General features: G+C 64.2%; 14 protein-coding genes. 6 read left to right on the top strand and 8 right to left on the bottom strand.

Going from position 1 to position 16,633, the window contains the following annotated elements; genetic code table 11:
- Window positions 1-6 precede the first annotated feature (6 nt).
- Window positions 7-780, bottom strand: a complete 774-nt coding sequence (locus tag M7H45_RS10295) for a DeoR/GlpR family DNA-binding transcription regulator (protein WP_298216662.1) — start codon at window positions 778-780, stop codon at window positions 7-9.
- Between the two features lie 268 nt (window positions 781-1,048).
- Here M7H45_RS10295 and glpD point away from each other — a divergent pair, with 268 nt between their 5' ends.
- Genes glpD through M7H45_RS10280 form a run of 3 tightly spaced genes read left to right on the top strand, consistent with a single transcriptional unit; the run spans window position 1,049 to window position 4,952 of the window.
- Window positions 1,049-2,557 carry a glycerol-3-phosphate dehydrogenase gene (gene glpD / locus M7H45_RS10290; protein ID WP_298216661.1) on the top strand — a complete coding sequence of 503 codons (1,509 nt, stop codon included), beginning with the start codon at window positions 1,049-1,051 and terminating at the stop codon, window positions 2,555-2,557.
- 23 nt (window positions 2,558-2,580) lie between these two features.
- Window positions 2,581-4,080, top strand: coding sequence for a glycerol kinase GlpK (gene glpK / locus M7H45_RS10285; RefSeq protein ID WP_298216659.1), 1,500 nt, complete (start codon window positions 2,581-2,583; stop codon window positions 4,078-4,080).
- A gap of 32 nt (window positions 4,081-4,112) precedes the next feature.
- A complete protein-coding gene (locus tag M7H45_RS10280) occupies window positions 4,113-4,952 on the top strand; it encodes an MIP/aquaporin family protein (RefSeq protein ID WP_298216657.1) in 840 nt (279 codons plus the stop codon).
- Between the two features lie 26 nt (window positions 4,953-4,978).
- Here the strand turns inward: M7H45_RS10280 and M7H45_RS10275 are convergent, their stop codons facing one another.
- Window positions 4,979-6,268 carry an acyl-CoA dehydrogenase family protein gene (locus M7H45_RS10275; protein WP_298216655.1) on the bottom strand — a complete coding sequence of 430 codons (1,290 nt, stop codon included), beginning with the start codon at window positions 6,266-6,268 and terminating at the stop codon, window positions 4,979-4,981.
- A gap of 113 nt (window positions 6,269-6,381) precedes the next feature.
- On the opposite strand from M7H45_RS10275, the gene M7H45_RS10270 reads away from it, so the two are divergent.
- Together M7H45_RS10270 and M7H45_RS10265 are read left to right on the top strand one after the other, a co-directional pair.
- Window positions 6,382-7,158, top strand: coding sequence for an SDR family NAD(P)-dependent oxidoreductase (locus tag M7H45_RS10270; RefSeq protein WP_298216653.1), 777 nt, complete (start codon window positions 6,382-6,384; stop codon window positions 7,156-7,158).
- Between the two features lie 7 nt (window positions 7,159-7,165).
- Window positions 7,166-8,227 carry a phosphotransferase gene (locus tag M7H45_RS10265; protein ID WP_298216652.1) on the top strand — a complete coding sequence of 354 codons (1,062 nt, stop codon included), beginning with the start codon at window positions 7,166-7,168 and terminating at the stop codon, window positions 8,225-8,227.
- A 4-nt stretch (window positions 8,228-8,231) separates the two neighbouring features.
- Here the strand turns inward: M7H45_RS10265 and M7H45_RS10260 are convergent, their stop codons facing one another.
- The 4 genes from M7H45_RS10260 to M7H45_RS10245 all read right to left on the bottom strand — a co-directional run bounded on the left by M7H45_RS10260 (window position 8,232) and on the right by M7H45_RS10245 (window position 12,904).
- Window positions 8,232-9,425: a CaiB/BaiF CoA-transferase family protein gene (locus tag M7H45_RS10260; RefSeq protein ID WP_298216650.1), complete on the bottom strand. Its 1,194-nt coding sequence runs from the start codon at window positions 9,423-9,425 to the stop codon at window positions 8,232-8,234.
- Entirely contained in the window at window positions 9,422-10,363 is a 942-nt protein-coding gene (locus M7H45_RS10255) for a hypothetical protein (RefSeq protein ID WP_298216648.1), read from the bottom strand. Before M7H45_RS10255 ends, M7H45_RS10260 begins: the two co-directional genes overlap by 4 nt.
- Before the next feature lie 71 nt (window positions 10,364-10,434).
- Window positions 10,435-11,205: an SDR family NAD(P)-dependent oxidoreductase gene (locus M7H45_RS10250; RefSeq protein ID WP_298216647.1), complete on the bottom strand. Its 771-nt coding sequence runs from the start codon at window positions 11,203-11,205 to the stop codon at window positions 10,435-10,437.
- Between the two features lie 52 nt (window positions 11,206-11,257).
- Window positions 11,258-12,904 carry an NAD(P)/FAD-dependent oxidoreductase gene (locus M7H45_RS10245; protein ID WP_298216645.1) on the bottom strand — a complete coding sequence of 549 codons (1,647 nt, stop codon included), beginning with the start codon at window positions 12,902-12,904 and terminating at the stop codon, window positions 11,258-11,260.
- 439 nt (window positions 12,905-13,343) lie between these two features.
- On the opposite strand from M7H45_RS10245, the gene M7H45_RS10240 reads away from it, so the two are divergent.
- Window positions 13,344-13,742: a rhodanese-like domain-containing protein gene (locus tag M7H45_RS10240; RefSeq protein WP_366145539.1), complete on the top strand. Its 399-nt coding sequence runs from the start codon at window positions 13,344-13,346 to the stop codon at window positions 13,740-13,742.
- 11 nt (window positions 13,743-13,753) lie between these two features.
- Here M7H45_RS10240 and M7H45_RS10235 read toward each other — a convergent pair whose 3' ends face one another.
- Together M7H45_RS10235 and M7H45_RS10230 are read right to left on the bottom strand one after the other, a co-directional pair.
- Window positions 13,754-15,376, bottom strand: a complete 1,623-nt coding sequence (locus M7H45_RS10235) for an AMP-binding protein (RefSeq protein WP_298216644.1) — start codon at window positions 15,374-15,376, stop codon at window positions 13,754-13,756.
- Between the two features lie 88 nt (window positions 15,377-15,464).
- On the bottom strand, window positions 15,465-16,633 hold a 1,169-nt coding region (locus M7H45_RS10230), incomplete at its 5' end, for a Dyp-type peroxidase (RefSeq protein ID WP_298216642.1).

Below are 16,633 nucleotides of genomic sequence, written 5' to 3'. Positions count from 1 at the left end.
TTGGTCTCAGGGCGCGATTTCCAGCGTCGCGCCCGCCGAGCTCAATAACGCGGCGATGGCTTCGGGCGGCGGCGCATCGGTATAAAGCGCGGAGATCTGCGTCAGCTCGCCGATCTTCACCATGGCGGGGCGGCCGAACTTGGAATGATCCGCCAGGAGCAGCACGCGCCGGGAATTGCGGATGATGGCCTGCGTGCACATCACCTCATCGAGATCGTAATCGAACAAGCCGCCATCCTTGTCGATTCCGGAAACGCCGATGATGCCGATATCGGCGCGGAACTGCTCCAGCATCTGCACCGCCAGCTGGCCGATCACCGCGCCATCGCGGTTGCGGACCTTGCCGCCCGCCATCACGATCGAGCATTGCGGGTTATCGCTCAATATCTTGGCGACGTTGATGTTGTTGGTGACGACGCGCAGATTGCGATGCGATAGCAGCGCCCGCGCCGCCTGCTCCGTGGTGGTGCCGATATTGATGAAGAGCGAGGCGCTATCCGGCACATCGCGCGCCAACCGGGCGGCGATGCGCTGCTTGGCGGCCAGATTGACCACCTGACGGCGCTCATATTCCATATTCTCGATGGAAGAGGAAAGCCCCGCCCCGCCCCGGTAACGGGACAGCCGCCCCTCCGCGGCGAGAAAATTCACGTCCCGGCGGATGGTCTGCACGGTCACGCCGAAATGGCGGGCCAGCGTCTCCATGGTCTGGAAGCCTTGCTTGGCGACCAGCTCGACGATGCCGTTATGCCGCTCATCGTTGCCTTGCTTCTCCGACACCCATCCCTCCGCTTTCGCCGGTTTAGAGTGTTTTTCACCAATCAAAAACACTCTGATCTTGTTTTAGCGAGCACCTCTGAGCTGAGGCAAATCAGATGATTATGGCTTTTAAGCGAACTCCGCCGCCAGCTTGCCCGGCGGCTGACGGCGCTTTCATCTTTCCCCCGCCTGTTGAATACGCGAATTAAATGAAAAATAGAATCAAAAATCTTCGTTTACGAAGATCGGGTTTTACGATAACGAACTCCGGAATGCGGAAAGCCAACCGGTGAAGGGGAACGGCCAGGTGAAACAAGCCGGTTCAGGGACGCCGCCGACCGATCTGCTGATCATCGGGGGCGGCGTGAATGGGGCTGCCATCGCCCGCGACGCGGCGGGGCGCGGGCTTTCCGTGCGGCTGCTGGAGCAGCACGATCTCGCCCAGCACACTTCCTCGGCCAGCACCAAGCTGATTCATGGCGGCTTGCGTTACCTCGAATATTACGAGTTCCGCCTTGTTCGCGAGGCACTGATAGAGCGGGAAAAATTGCTCGGAATCGCGCCCCATATCATCTGGCCGCTCGAATTCGTGCTGCCGCACGAGGCGCATTTACGCCCGGCCTGGATGATCCGCGCCGGGCTGTTTTTATACGACCATCTGGCCCGGCGGCGGCGGTTGCCGTCATCGCGCGGCGTCTCGTTCAAGACCCATCCGGCGGAGCGGGTCCTCCAGCCCGGCTTCAAGCGCGGCTTCACCTACGCGGATTGCTGGGTCGAGGATTCCCGCCTGGTGGTGCTGAACGCGCTGGACGCCGCCGAGCGGGGCGGCGTGATTCACACGCGCTGCCGGCTCCTCTCCGCGCGGCCCGAGGAAAGGGTATGGCGGGCCGAGACCGAGGCCGGGAGTTTCACCGCGCGCGCGCTGGTGAACGCCGCCGGCCCCTGGGTGGGAGAGGTGCTGGGCCAAAGGCTGGGGATCAACCACCAGGCCACGGTGCGTCTGGTCAAGGGCAGCCATATCGTCACCCGCCGCCTCTATGAGGGTGATTTCGCCTTCATCCTTCAGAATCCGGACGGGCGGATCGTCTTCGTCATTCCCTTCGAGCGCGAATTCTCGCTGATCGGCACCACCGATGTGCCCTTCGACGCCGACCCTGCCCGGGTCGAGATCTCCCCGGAGGAAACCGCCTATCTCTGCGAGGCGGTCAGCCGGTATTTCCGCGCTCCCATCACGCCCGAGGATGTGGTCTGGTCCTATTCCGGGGTGCGCCCGCTCTATGACGACCATGCCGCCGAGGCGAAGGCCGTGACCCGCGATTACGTGCTGGATTTGAAGCATGACGCGGCGACCCCGCCCGTGCTTTCCGTATTCGGGGGCAAGATCACCACCTCGCGCAAGCTCGCCGAACACGCCCTGGAAAGGCTGCTGCCGGCGCTGGGCTGTTCCCCCGGCCCGTCCTGGACCGGGAGCGCGCCGCTGCCGGGCGGGGAGTTCGCCGATTTCGCCGCCTATCTCACCGAATTCCGCCGCCGTTTTCCCTCGCTGCCGCCGGAGCTCGCCCACCGTCTGGTCCGCTCCTACGGCACCAGGGCGGAGCGCTTCGCCGGGGCGGAGATGGGGGAGGATCTCGGCGGCGGGCTCAGCGAAGCCGAACTCGATTATCTCGTCCGTCATGAATGGGCGCGCACGGCGGAGGATGTTCTCTGGCGCCGCTCGCGCCTGGGGCTGCACGCGCCCGCCGGCGCGGCGGCGCGGATCGAGGAGCGTCTCGGCCGGATATCTAAACTTACGGCGTAACCAACATTGAGGAAACGAAACATATGACGAAATATGTCGGCGCCATTGACCAGGGCACCACCAGCTCCCGCTTCATCGTCTTCGACAAATCAGGCAATATCGTCACGGTGGCGCAGAAGGAGCACCGCCAGATCTACCCGAAGCCGGGCTGGGTGGAGCACGACCCTCTGGAGATTTTGCACAACACCAACGAGGTGATCGGCGCGGCCTTGGCGCGCGCGGATCTCTCCGCCAGCGACCTCGTCGCGGTGGGCATCACCAATCAGCGCGAAACCACCCTGCTCTGGGACAAGGCCACCGGCCAGCCTTTGCACAACGCGCTGGTCTGGCAGGATACCCGCGTGGATGGCTATGTGGGCGAATTCGCGCGCAATGGCGGGCAGGATCGTTTTCGCGCCACCACCGGCCTGCCGCTCGCCAGCTATTTCTCCGGCCTCAAGCTGCGCTGGCTGCTGGAGAATGTGGAGGGCGCCCGCGCCAAGGCCGAGGCCGGGGAGGCTTTGTTCGGCACCATCGATAGCTGGCTCGCCTGGAACCTCACCGGCGGCGTCAAGGGCGGCGCTCACATCACGGATGTGACGAATGCCAGCCGGACCCAGCTGATGAGCCTCGCCACTTGCGATTGGGACGAGGCCATGTTGCGGGAATACGGCATTCCCCGCGCCTGCCTGCCCCGTATCCTTCCCTCTTCCCGGATTTATGGCGAAATCCAGACGCCGGCGCTGCGCGGCGCCAAGCTGGCGGGTATTTTGGGCGACCAGCAAGCCGCCCTGGTGGGGCAAGCCTGCTTCGCCCCGGGCGAGGCCAAGAACACCTATGGCACTGGCTGCTTCATGCTGCTGAACACCGGCTCCGAGCCGGTGCAATCCAAAGCGGGGCTGCTCACCACCCTCGCTTATCAGTTCGATGGCGAGGCGCCGCGCTACGCCCTGGAGGGCGCCATCGCCATTACCGGCGCGCTGGTGCAGTGGCTGCGCGACAATCTCAAACTCTTCGACGTGGCGCCGCAGATCGAGCCGCTGGCGAGAAGCGTGGAGGATAACGGGGATGTCTATATCGTCCCCGCCTTCTCCGGTCTTTATGCCCCTTATTGGCGGGAGAACGCGCGCGGCGTTATCGCTGGGCTCACCCGCTTCGCCACGCGCGCCCATTTCGCCCGCGCGGCGCTGGAGGCGACCGCCTACCAGACGCGCGACGTGGTGGAGGCGATGGAGACGGATAGCGGCATCAAGCTCTCCAGCCTGAAGACGGATGGCGGCATGGTGGCCAATGAACTACTGATGCAGTTCCAGGCCGATATTCTCGATGTCCCCGTGATCCGCCCGAAGGTGACGGAGACGACGGCGCTGGGCGCGGCCTATGCGGCGGGTTTGGCGCTGGAATACTGGCGCAACACGGAGGATCTGCGCGCCAACTGGCAGATCGACAAGGAATGGACGCCCGCTTTGCCCGCGGAAAAGCGGATTCGTTATTACAAATCCTGGAAGAAGGCCGTGCAGCGGTCTTTCGACTGGGTGGAGTGAGGCAACCAAATCAAAGACGAGGGAGAAACGACATGAACCGGCAATTATTCGGCGAGCTGATCTCGGAAGCCGTCGCGATATTCATCATCATCGCCTTTGGCGATTCCGTGGCCTGCATGTATGTGCTGTATGACCCAAGCCCGTATGTGAACGCCTATTGGGGGGTCTGCATCGCCTGGGGGCTTTCGGTCACCATCGCGATCTATGTCACCGGCTCGGTTTCCGGCACCCACGCCAACCCGGCCGTGACCTTGGCCCTGGCGGTGTTCCGGGGCTTTCCCTGGCGCAAGGTGGCGCCTTACTGGTTCGCGCAGATCGTGGGCGCCTTTCTCGGCGCGGTGATCGTTTATGTGCTGTTCCAGCCCGTCATCGATCACTTCAACCAGGTCAACCATCTCACCCGGGCGGCGGGCGGCGCGGCGGGCGTGTTCTTCACCCATCCCGGCCTCGCGATCTCGCCCATGCACGCCTTCTCCGATGAGATCATCCTCACCGCCATCCTGTTATTCGGCATATTCGCGATCACCGAGCAATATAACGAGATGGCGCCGCAAGCGAATTCCGGCGCGCTCATCATCGGCTTTCTCGTCGCCGCCATCGGCGCCTCGATGGGGTATCTGGAAGCCTGGGCGCTGAACCCGGCGCGCGATTTCGGCCCCCGCCTCTTCGCCTATTTCGCCGGCTGGGGACATTCGGCCCTGCCCTCGCCGGATAATTTCTGGTGGATCCCGATCGCGGCGCCGTTGATCGGCGGCGTGATCGGCGGCGGCGCCTACCAGCTTCTCATCCACCCCTTCCTGCCGGCGCGGGTGCGGGCGGAGCAGGAGAGGCGCGCCCTTGGCTCCAACGGCGCCGCCTCGCCCGCGGAATAACCAGGCCGCCAGCAAAGGGGAGCGGGCTAGGCCGGCAGGCCGGGCGCGCTCACCCCATCTGCCACGATGACCTGCGGCCAGGCGCCGGTGCGCGCCGGGTCGGTATTGTCGAGGCGCTTCAGCTCGGTGCGGGCGAGCTGGTCGCGATGCACCTCGTCCGGCCCGTCGGCGAAGCGGAGGGTGCGCTGGAGCGTATAGGCCATGGTCAACCAGGTATCCGCGACGCCGCCGCCGCCAAAGGCCTGGATCGCCCAGTCTATGACCTTGCAGGCCATGTTGGGGGCGACGATCTTGATCATCGAGATTTCCGTGCGCGCCGCCTTGTTGCCTTGCGTGTCCATCAGCCGCGCCGCCTGCAGGCAAAGCAGCCGGGCCTGATCGATCATGCAGCGGCTTTCGGCGATGCGCTCGCGCCAGACGCTCTGCTCGGCCACCGGCTTGCCGAAGGCGACCCGGCTTTGCAGGCGGCGCATCATCCGCTCCAGCGCCCGCTCCGCGCAGCCGATTGAGCGCATGCAATGATGGATGCGCCCCGGGCCGAGCCGGCCCTGGGCGATCTCGAACCCCCTGCCCTCCCCCAGCAGAATATTCGCGGCGGGCACCCGCACATCCTTGAAGATCAGCTCGGCATGGCCATGCGGCGCGTCGTCATGACCAAAGACCGGCAAGGCCCGCTTGATGGTGACGCCGGGATGGGGAAGCGGCACGAGGATCATGCTCTGCTGCTTGTAACGGTCGGGATTTGCCGGATCGCTCTTGCCCATGACGATGAGGATGCGGCAGCGCGGATCGGGCGCGCCGGAAATCCACCATTTATGGCCGTTGATGACGTATTCACCGCCCTCGCGGCGGATTTCCGTGGTCACGTTCGTCGCGTCGGAGGAGGCCACGTTCGGCTCGGTCATCGCGAAGGCGGAGCGTATCTCGCCGGCGAGAAGCGGCTTGAGCCAGCGCTCCTTCTGTTCCGCCGTGCCATAGCGGACCAGCACCTCCATATTCCCCGTATCCGGGGCGGAACAGTTGAAGGCCTCCGGCGCGAAGGGCGAGCGCCCCATGATCTCGGCCAGAGGCGCGTATTCCTCATTGGAAAGGCCATAGCCATACTCGCTGTCGGGAAGAAAAAGATTCCATAGCCCCGCCGCGCGGGCCTTCTGCTTGATCTCCTCCAGCCTCGCGTGCGGCTTCCAGCGATCCTCCCCGGTGGCGAGCGCCGTCTCGGCGAAGAGAGCCTCCTCGGCGGGGTAGATGTGCTCGGCCATGAAATCGGCAAGGCGTGCGCGCAGCGCCTCCACTTTGGGCGAATAGGTGATGGGCATGCTGGTTCCTCGAGGGTTTGTTCTCGCGAAGATGGTAACGCCCCCGCGCCGGGATGCAAGCTTGACTTCCTGGTCTCTGCGGAGAACCATCCCCGCCCAAAGGAGAACGCCCAATGGATCATCTATTCCGGCTGGATGGCAAGGTCGCCATCGTCACGGGTTCCTCGCGCGGCATCGGCCGCGCCATCGCCGAAACGATGGCCGGACTCGGGGCCGCCGTCGTGATTTCCTCGCGCAAACTCGATGCCTGCCAGGAAGTGACGAAAAAAATCACCGAGCGGGGGGGAAAGGCGGCGGCCACTGCCTGCAACACGGGAACGAAGGAAGCGCTGGAAGCCCTGCTGGACTTCACGCTGCGAACCTATGGCCGGCTCGACCATGTTGTCGCCAACGTCGCCGTGAATCCCCATTACGGCCCGCTTTCCACCGTGCCAGACAGCGCCTGGGACAAAATCATGGGCACCAATCTCCGCTCCACGCTCTGGCTCGCCAATATGGCGCTGCCAGAGATCGCCAAACAGGGGGGCGGCAGCTTCACCGCCATTTCCTCCATTGGCGCGCTGCGCGGCAATCTCGCCATTCCGGCCTATAATATCTCCAAACTCGCCGAGATCGGACTCGTGCAGAATCTCGCCGTGGAATGGGGGCCGAAGCAGATCAGGGTCAACGCCATCCTGCCCGGTGTCATCCGCACGGATTTCGCCCGCGCGCTATGGGACGACCCGGAGAAGGAGCGCAACATCCAGCAATCAACCCCGCTCGGGCGGATCGGCGAGCCCGAGGATATCGGCGGGGTCGGCGCGTTTCTCGCCAGCGACGCGGCCAGATACATCACCGGTCAGACCATCGTGGTGGATGGCGGCGCGGTCGTCACCAGCCATTTCGCGTGACGATGCGATGAGCGAGACCAAACCCGTTCTCGTCGAGCCGCTGCCCGCGCACCGGTTCGACCCCGAGCCGCTCTTCGAGCATCTCGCCCGCCACGTCGAGGGCTTCGCCGGGCCCGCGCGCCTGCGGCAATTCCAGGGTGGCCAGTCCAACCCCACCTTTCTCATCGAGACGCCCGCCCGCGCCTATGTGCTGCGCAAGAAGCCGCCCGGCAAATTATTGCCCTCCGCTCATCAGATCGACCGTGAATACCGCATCCAGCAGGCGCTTTGGGGAACGGGCGTGCCGGTGGCGCGCATGTATCATTATTGCGCCGACCCCGCCGTCATCGGCACCGAATTCTACGTGATGGAGTATCTCGATGGGCGCGTGCTCCAGAACCTCCTTGCCCCCGGGCTTGCCCCCGCCGAGCGCGGCGCCATCCAGCGCTCGCTGATCGAGACGATCGCCGCGCTGCATTCGGTTGACTACAAAGCCATCGGCCTTGCGGATTTCGGCCGCCCGGAAGCCTATGTCGCGCGGCAGATCGAGCGCTGGACGAAACAATACGAGGCCTCGAAGAGCGAGGATCTGCCGGATATGGACCGGCTGATCGCCTGGCTGCGGGAGAACCGGCCCGCGCATGACGAAACCGCGATCGCCCATGGAGATTTCCGCCTCGGCAATGCCATGATCCACCCGGCCGAGCCGCGGGTCATCGCCGTGCTGGACTGGGAGCTTTCCACCCTCGGCCATCCGCTGGCCGACCTCGCCTATTGCTGCATGGCCTATCACATGCCGCCAGGGACCGGCCCCGCCCAGGAGGGATATATCGGCGTCGATCTCGGCGCCCAGGGGCTGATGAGCGAGGCGGAGGTGCTGGCCCTCTATTGCGCGCGCACGGGCCGCGCCGATATCCCGGATTGGACATTCTTCCTTGGGTTTTCCATGTTCCGCTCGGCGGCGATCGTCGAGGGCGTTTATGCCCGCGCGCTCGCCGGCAACGCGGCCGACGCGAATGCGCACCGCATGCATGAGCGGGCCAAGCTCGCCTCCGCGCTGGGCTGGCGGGTGGTCAGCGCCGGCGGGTAGGCTCTCAACCGGCCAGCTGGCCAAGAAACGCGTCGATTTCCGCCCTCGTGTACCCGGCCTCCGCGAGAATTTCCGCCGTATGCGCGCCGGGGCTCGCCGGAGCCCGGGTGACCTCGCCACCGCCATGCTCGAGCTTGAAACCGGAGCCGACAAGTCTCAGCGGTCCGTACTCCGAATCAACGGTATGCAAAAGCTGGCGGTGCGTCACTTGCGGATGCGCGACGATCTCGTCGACCGACATGATGCGCGAGCAGGGCACGTCCGCCGCCGTCAACCGCGCCTCCCAAGTGAGGGGGTCGCCCGTCGCCATCGCCTCCTCGATGATCCGGCGCAATTCGGCGGTGTTTTCCATCCGCTTCGGCCAATCCGCGAAACGCGGGTCATCGAGCGCCTCCGGCCGGCCGAGCGTCTTCATCAAGGCTTGAAACTGCCGCTCGGTGAGAGCCGCCAGAACCACATAGCCCTCACCGCAGCGGAACCTGTCAGCGGTTGGTTTGCGGGTCACTGAAAGATTGCCGTATTGCTGCTGGACATGCCCGGACACGGTGTATTCCGTGACATGCTGGGTGAGGAAGTTCAGCGTCGCGTCCAGCAGCGCCACATCGACCATCTGTCCCTGCCCCGTGCGCTGCCGGTGGTGCAGCGCCGTGGAGACCGCGAAGGCGGCCGTCATTCCGGCGATTAGGTCACAAACCGCGAAACCCGCCCGCGTCGGCCCGCCCGCAGCGTCGCCAGTCATCGCCATGATGCCTGACATCGCCTGGATCTTGCCGTCGAAGGCGGCCTGGTGGGCGGCCGGGCCGGTCTGGCCGAACCCCGAGACCGCGCAATAGATCAAGCGGGGGTTGATCTGCCGCAGCGCCTCATAGCCCAGACCGAAACGGTCCATGACGCCGGGGCGAAAATTCTCCCACACGATGTCCGCGGATTTCACCAGCCGCCTCACGATGTCCTGGGCCTCGTCCGTCCGCAGATCGAGGATAATGCTGCGCTTATTGGCATTGACCGACATATAGGCCGGGGCCAGTTTGCGTTGCGCCCATACCGGGTCGAGCTGCGCCTCACGGTATTCCTCCCCGCCTGGCGGCTCGATCTTGATGACGTCCGCGCCCTGCAACGCGAACTGGTAAGTTCCAAATGGACCCGCATAATAGCGGGTGAAATCGAGAATCCGCAGATCGTCGTAAGGGCCGGTCATGGGAGTTGCGCCTTGGCATAAGCGGCCTCGCGAATGAGACGCGCCTTTTCCTTTTCGCGATCGGTCTCGGCGCGCAGCCGGGCGAGTTCCTCCGGCGCCACGCGCTCCACATTGCAGTAGTCGAGCTTCCAGCTCGCATCCGCGCTCCAGCGCAACGGGTTTTGCACGGTGGTGCGCGGCGCGGGCGCGGCCTGTGCCAGGGCGAGGGCCAAAGCCAGGGTTTGGTCCTGCGAGGCGGTGTCATGCGGGCGGGCGGCGCCATTGCCCAAAGGAAAATCACTGAACAGAAACCGCGGCACGCCGCAATATTCCACGATGTCCTTGGCGCAGCCCATGATAACGGTGGCGATGCCGTTACGTTCCAGCTCACGCGCCACGAGGCTCATCGTTTGGTGGCAGATCGGGCAATTCGGCACCAGCAGGGCGATGTCCGCCTCGTCCTCGAGGCAGCGCCGGAGCAGCTCGGGGCCATCCACCTCCAGCGTATGCCGCTGGCTGCGGTTGGTCGGCACGCCGTGGAATCGCGGCGCGATGGAGCCGATGCGCCCCGCCGCCGCCGCGCGGCGCAGCGCGGCCAGGGGAAACCAGCAATGGCTGTCCTCCATGCTGGTATGGATGCGATCGATGCCCACATGAGCGATCCGCAGATCATGCTCCTGATCGGTATCGCCGGAATAGACCTCGTAAAATTTCGCGGCGCCGTTATAGGGAGCGCCCGGGCCTTGCGGCCCCTTATCCGGCTGGAAAGGCGCCGCCGTCGTTAGAATGGCGACCCGCGAGGCGGCGAGAGGTTTTTTCAGCGGCTGAAAAGGCACATCGAGAAAATGCGCCCATTCATAGGGGTTGTCGTAGCCCAGCGCGAGATACCATTCACGGGTGCGCTGCATGTAGCGCACGGGCTGGTCATATTCCGGGGCGAAGTGAAATGGCGGCTGCATCGGTAACACCTTGCTCGGCATAAGGGTCGCGGCGGCGAGGGGTTTGCAAGCCGCCTCGCCCCCGGTTTGGTCTATTTCGCCGTGAAACCGCCATCCACGGCCAGCGCGACGCCTGTCACGTAGGACGAGGCGTCAGAGGCCAGCCAAAGCGCCGCCTGGGCCATGTCCTCGGGCCGGCCGAGCCGTTTGAGCGGAAGGCTGTTGATCATCATCTCCCGGTTGCGGGCCGCCTCCTCCGGGTCACCCTTGCGGCTCATGAACTGGTCGCACATCGGCGTGTCGGTCAGGCCGGGACAGATCGCGTTGACCCGCACATTATCCGGCGCGAAGGTCTGGCACAGGGATTTCGTGAGGCCGACGATCCCGAATTTGGCGACGGAATAAAGCGGGCTGAACATCGAGCCGACGAGACCCGAGATGGAGGCCGTGAAGATGATGGAGCCGCCGCCGCGCTTGCGCATATAGCGCACCGCCTCGCCCGCGCCGATCACCGCCGCGTCGACATTGATCGCCATGGATTTGTGAAAGGCCTGCATATCCACGCCCTCGATCCCGGCCGGGCCGGGAACCCCCGCATGGGCCCAGAGAATATCGAGCCCGCCCAGCGCATCCGCCGCCTGGTTGAGGCTGTCGCGCGCGCCCGCCTCGGTGGAGAGATCGGCCGTGATCGTAACGATGTCGAAGCCGGCCGCCTTCATTTCCGCCTTGAGCGAGGCGAGAGCCTCTGCGTTGAGGTCGATGGCGGCGACACGCGCGCCCTCCTGCGAAAATAATTTCACGGCGGCGCGGCCCATGCCGGACCCGGCGGCGGTGATGGCGGCGAGCTTATTCTTCAGCTGCATGGCAGACTCCTATCAAGACATGGTTTTATTATGCGTAGGCGGCCCGGGTTTTTCAGCGCGAGACCTCGAAACCGGCGAAATGTTTCGATATCGAGTCTTCACAGGCTTGCAGATACGCGGGCAGCCCGGAGGGATACATCAGCAATTCCCGCGGCTTGCCTGGAATATTAGCGCCCATGTACCAGGAATCAGCCTTGGGAAAAAGGGTCATATCCGCCACCATCTTGCAATGGTTCCGCCAGGCTTCCTCGGCATCCGCCTTGGCCTCTACCCTGGTGATGCCCGCATCCCTGAATTTCACGAGAAGTTTCACTAGCTCGTCACCCTGCGCCTCGGCGGCGGTGGGGCCGTTGCAAAAACCACTTGGGCTCTGGGGGCCATAAATGAAATAGAGGTTGGGAAACTCCCGGCTGGCCATGCCAAGATGGGTACGCACGCCATCCCGCCATTTCTCGCCCAGGGTACGGCCCGCCGTCCCCCGGATATCAAGCTGGGTCAACCCGCCCGAAACCGCGTCGAACCCCGTGGCCAGCACAATGATGTCGAATTCGTACTCGCCCTTCGTCGTCTGGATTCCCTTTTCCGTAAATCTGACGATCGGCTCCTGCTTCAAATCCACGACGTCCACATTGTCCTGCTGGACGACCTCGTAGAAATTCTGCTCGAGAGAGGGGCGCTTGACCCCGTACGGATGCGGCGGCTGCTCGGGCGCGTAGATCTCGGCCAGGCGAGGATCCTTGATCCGCGCCAGCACTTTCTTCCGCCAAAAATCATATTGGGCGCGGTTTGATCTCTCGTCGAACAAAACGTCATTGAAATTATTGAGCCACCACCAGAAGCCGCCGGCCTTCCAGATGCTCTCGAACATCTCCTCGCGCTTGGCGTCATCGACCTCGTAAACACCGACATCCTGAAAATCGTAATTGAAGCCGCCAAAGGTCTGCTTGCGCTTCATCATGTCTTCCGGCAGATGCTTGCGCATCTCCTCGTTATCCACCTCCGTCATCTGGCGCTGCCACATGGGAATCGCGAGGCAAGGGGTGCGGAGAAAATGCGTGACGCGCTTCGCCTCCGCGCCGGCTTCCTGCATCACTTGCACGCCGCTGGCGCCCATGCCGATCACCGCGACCCGCTTGCCACGCATGTCCACCCCCTGCTGAGGCCAGAGGCCGGTGTGATGAATCTCGCCCTTGAAATCCTTCATTCCCTCGAATTCCGGTATATAGGGCTTGGAGGCGAAGCCGGTGCACAGCACGAAAGACCGGGCGACGTAATCCCCGCCCTTATCGGTATGCACCGTCCATTTGCGCGTGGATTCATCAAAATCCGCCCCTGTCACACGCGTGCTCAAAACCACGTCCTTGCGCAAATCCCACTTGGCATCGACGTGATCGAAATAGGCCCTCAACTCCTCCCAGCCGGGATAAAGCTCCTTATAGGCCCAATCCTTCCATAGGTCCGGATCTGAGTATTGGTACATAGCGCCATGGGAATCTACCCGCGCTCCCGGATAGCGATTCCAATGCCAAATTCCGCCAATATCGGATCCAGCCTCGATCACCTTGACCCTGAATCCGGCCTGCCGCAGCTTATGGAGCTGATACAGCCCGGCAAACCCCGCCCCCACCACCAGCACGTCGACGTCTGTGGTTTGCACGGAGGGCGCCGCGCCAGTTTCCATTATCACGTTATTGTCCATTATTGTTTCCTCCTTCGCCGGTCCAAATTATCTTATTGAATTCAGATCGAAAGACACCACGTCCTGGCAACGACGCCCTTCATTAGGTTGGGTGAAAAACTGGCGTGCATCGCCCTGGCGCCTAGTGGGAGAGAGCCCACGCATCGTCTGTTACCATCACGTTTCCTTTTCGGTCCATTATCGGCGACCGGTTACGCTTGCAGAATTTCAGGATCATGATAGCTTGTCAATGGGTGTGTCTTTCATACCACAAAACCAGACGAGGCCATCGGCAGGAGGGCCGGACATCATAGCAATATCCGCTTCGCCATACATGATAAAAAATGATCGGAAAAATATCCTGGCGCGGGGCCAGCGGCGTGGCGCGCTAAAACGGCGCATACGCCAGGCACGGGATTGATGGCCGCAACGGAGCCAATGTTTGATGAAGGAGATGTCTATGAAAAAAGGCTATAAGGATCTGCTGGAGGAAGCGAACAAGGAGATCGTCACGCTCGATCTCGAAACCGCCAGGGCGCGATATGGTCAGAATGGCACGGTGTTCGTCGACCTGCGCGACCCGCGCGAACTGGAACGGGAGGGCAAAATTCCCGGTGCGTTCTCCTGCCCGCGCGGCATGCTGGAATTTTGGATCGACCCTGAGAGCCCCTACCACAAACCGGTCTTCGCCGAGCAGAAGCAATTCGTCTTCTACTGCGCCAGCGGCTGGCGCTCCGCCCTGGCGGCAAAGACCGCCCAGGATATGGGGCTGGGCGCCGTCTCGCATCTCGGCGGCGGTTTCACCGCCTGGAAGAAGGGCGGCGGCCCCGTTGAGGCATATGAACGGCGCGAGAAATAAATTCCAGATTGTTACACGGCCTCAAGCGCCGCCTGCGCCATTCCGCGCAGGCGCGCTTTTTGAATCTTGTTGCCATTGGCGGATGGTGTCACGGGAAATTCTTCGATCGCCAGGATCCGCGCCGGCACCTTGTAATTCGCCATTCGCGCGCGGCAATGGGCGATCAAAACCTCCTCACTCCATTCCGACCCATCAACGATGATGACAAACGCCACCGCTCGCGGTGAGCCGGCGATCTCAACCCCCACCACCTGCGCATCGGCGATGGCGGGGTGTTCCTTGATGAAGGCCTCGATCTCGACCGGGCTGACGAGAAACCCGGCGAGACGGAGCGCGTCGCCCATCCGGCTCTGATACACGAAGCGGCCATCCCCGGTGAGGTAGCCGAGATCGCCGGAGCGGAAATATCCGTCCTCGGTCAAAGCCGCGCGCGTCGCCTCGGGATTGTTGAAATATTCCATCATCCGGCTCGGCCCGGCGAATTCAAGCTCACCGGAGCACTCCGGCGGCAGCAACTCCCCGGTCTCGGCGTCGCGGACCCGCACCCGCGCCTGGGGAGACATCGGTATCCCCCCGCCTTGCGCCCGCTCCAGCGCGGGCAGATGGAAGGGCTGGCGGGAGAACAAGGCCTGCACCTCGGAAGAGCCATAGAGCCCGACCAGCGGAATCCCCAGCGCCTCGGCCTCGGGTACCACGTTCAACTGCGTGGGAGAGAAGGCGGCGAAGCCAACCAGCCGCAGGCTGGGGAAGGGGCGCGGGCCGGGCGGGGCGGCGGCGATGAGGTTGGCGGCCATCTCGCCCAACATGGCGGTGTGGGTAACGGCGTGGCGGCGGATCTGCCCCGCCGCCTCCCCCGGCTCGAAGGCGGGCGTGCCGATGACCGGCCTTCCCGCCGCGAGCGCCGCCATGGCCTGGCAGAAGCCGGTAACGCCGCAAAAGGGCACGGCGGGCATCATCACCGCATCCTGCGCATTGAGGGCAAGGGCGGCCGCCACATCGGCGGCGTGGGCGAGAATGGAGCGCTGGGGATGGAGAACGAATTTCGGCGCGCGGGTGGTGCCGGAGGTGGTAAAGATCACGCATCCAGCCTCGGGGCCGCCTTCATCGCCCGGCATGGGCGGCGTGGCCGCGAGAGCGTGGTAGTCATGCGCCTCCACCCCATGCACCCGCGCGGGCAGGGCCGCTTCGTTTTCATGATACAGCACGAGGCCGCTGACGGCGGCGAGGGCCTCGGCGGGAACGCCGCCAATGATGCCGTTGAAATCAATCCCCTTGAATCCCGGCCAATAGATGAGGATCTTGGCCCCCGAGCGCTGGACGATATCGGCGACCTCGCCGCTCTTGAAGCGGGTATTGACCGCGACGGCGATGGCCCCCAGCCGCGCGCAGGCAAAAAAACCCGCGAACCAGGCCGGGATATTTGGCAGCCAAACCGCGACCCGGTCCCCCGCCCCCACGCCCAGCCGCGCCAAACCGGCGGCGAGGCCGGCGCTCTCCCGCGCCAGCGGGCCATAGCGCAGCGGGCGGTCCCGGTCGATAAAGGCGATGGCCTCCGGCGCCGCCGCGGCCTGCCGGTCGAGCAGCGCCGCCAGCGTCGCGGCAGAACCGTCGGGCACCGGGTTTATGATGTCCATGGGCATTCCTCCGTGGAGGGATGCTAGCCGGAAGAGAGAGCGCGGTAATATCGAAAAACCGAAGAGCGGCAATGCCGAACCGGCCGGATCATGTGAACATCTCCTGGGCGATGTGATGCCCCTCGGCGGGAGCGGGCGGGACGAAGAAGACCGCCGAGCCGATATGGGAGATATATTCATTGAGCGCGTCGGCGGCGCCCAGCTTCGTCTGCAACGCCTCGAAATGGGCGGGATCGTTCTGGTAGGAAATGAACAACAGCCCGGCGCTCAGCTGGCCATACGGGCCGATCCCATCCGTGTAATTATAGGAGCGCCGGAGAATTTTCAGCCCGCCATTATTCTCATGCGCGGCGAGGGCGATATGGGCATTGAGCGGGATCATGGGCTTGCCATCCGCGCCCAGCCTGGTGAAATCCGGCGTGTCGAATTCCCGCGTCCCGCTGAGCGGCGCGCCGGAGAGCTTATGCCGCCCGAAGACGCGGTTCTGGTTGCCGACACGGTTGGTATCCCAATTTTCCAGATTCATGCTGATCTTGCGCACCACCTGATACGTGCCGCGGCGCTGCCAGGCCGGGCCGTCTGCAACCCAGACGAACCGCTCATAATCCTCATCGGATTGGATGTTGCGGGTGCCGTCCTTGAAGCCGAGAAGATTGCGCGGTGTGGTCTGGGCGGGGCCGGCGGAGGCGCGGCCGAACCCGAGAACGGCCCAGCGCGTACTGGCCGCGCCCGTGCTCCGGGCGAGCCGGGCCAGATCGCGCACCGCGTGATAGGCGACTTGCGGATCATCGGCGCAGGCTTGCAGGGAGAGATCACCCCCCGTCAGGCTTGGGTCGAAAGCGTCGCTCGGCAGTTGCACGAGAGGGCGCAGCCGGGCGGGTTTTTGCGCCGCCAGGCCAAATTCATCGCCGAATACGCGCGGGCCGAGCCCCACCGTCACCGTCAGCGCGGCGGGGCCGATCTCCAGCGCCTCACCGGTATCCATTCCCACCCCGTTCGGCCCGGCGGGCTCCACCTGGCCGATGGTCCGGCCCTGCACCATCTGGGCGATGGCGCCCGACCACAGCGCCAGCAGCATGCGCAAATCCTCGCGCCGCGCGGTGGTGAGGTCGAAACTCATGAAGAACACATGGCGTTGCGGCGGAGTGCGGATGCCCGCCTGCTCGCCCGCGCCATAAAACGGGTAGGATCTCGCGAGATCGACCATCTCCTCGGCCGGCTGGGGCGAGGTGGCGGCGCGGGCCGCCGCGCCCGCGG

The sequence above is a fragment of the Acidocella sp. genome (assembly GCF_027352905.1).
GTDB lineage: Bacteria > Pseudomonadota > Alphaproteobacteria > Acetobacterales > Acetobacteraceae > Acidocella.
The sequence above is the reverse complement of the archived record's forward strand: the minus strand, read 5'-3'. Positions and strand labels throughout refer to the sequence as shown.

What these genes read in the sequence shown, in the direction of transcription:
- glpK (WP_298216659.1), top strand. Translation starts at nt 2,581, where the DNA reads ATGACGAAATATGTCGGCGCCATTGACCAGGGCACCACCAGCTCCCGC.
- M7H45_RS10280 (WP_298216657.1), top strand. Translation starts at nt 4,113, where the DNA reads ATGAACCGGCAATTATTCGGCGAGCTGATCTCGGAAGCCGTCGCGATA.
- M7H45_RS10275 (WP_298216655.1), bottom strand. Translation starts at nt 6,268, where the DNA reads ATGCCCATCACCTATTCGCCCAAAGTGGAGGCGCTGCGCGCACGCCTT.
- M7H45_RS10270 (WP_298216653.1), top strand. Translation starts at nt 6,382, where the DNA reads ATGGATCATCTATTCCGGCTGGATGGCAAGGTCGCCATCGTCACGGGT.
- M7H45_RS10265 (WP_298216652.1), top strand. Translation starts at nt 7,166, where the DNA reads ATGAGCGAGACCAAACCCGTTCTCGTCGAGCCGCTGCCCGCGCACCGG.
- M7H45_RS10260 (WP_298216650.1), bottom strand. Translation starts at nt 9,425, where the DNA reads ATGACCGGCCCTTACGACGATCTGCGGATTCTCGATTTCACCCGCTAT.
- M7H45_RS10255 (WP_298216648.1), bottom strand. Translation starts at nt 10,363, where the DNA reads ATGCAGCCGCCATTTCACTTCGCCCCGGAATATGACCAGCCCGTGCGC.
- M7H45_RS10250 (WP_298216647.1), bottom strand. Translation starts at nt 11,205, where the DNA reads ATGCAGCTGAAGAATAAGCTCGCCGCCATCACCGCCGCCGGGTCCGGC.
- M7H45_RS10245 (WP_298216645.1), bottom strand. Translation starts at nt 12,904, where the DNA reads ATGGACAATAACGTGATAATGGAAACTGGCGCGGCGCCCTCCGTGCAA.
- M7H45_RS10240 (WP_366145539.1), top strand. Translation starts at nt 13,344, where the DNA reads ATGAAAAAAGGCTATAAGGATCTGCTGGAGGAAGCGAACAAGGAGATC.
- M7H45_RS10235 (WP_298216644.1), bottom strand. Translation starts at nt 15,376, where the DNA reads ATGGACATCATAAACCCGGTGCCCGACGGTTCTGCCGCGACGCTGGCG.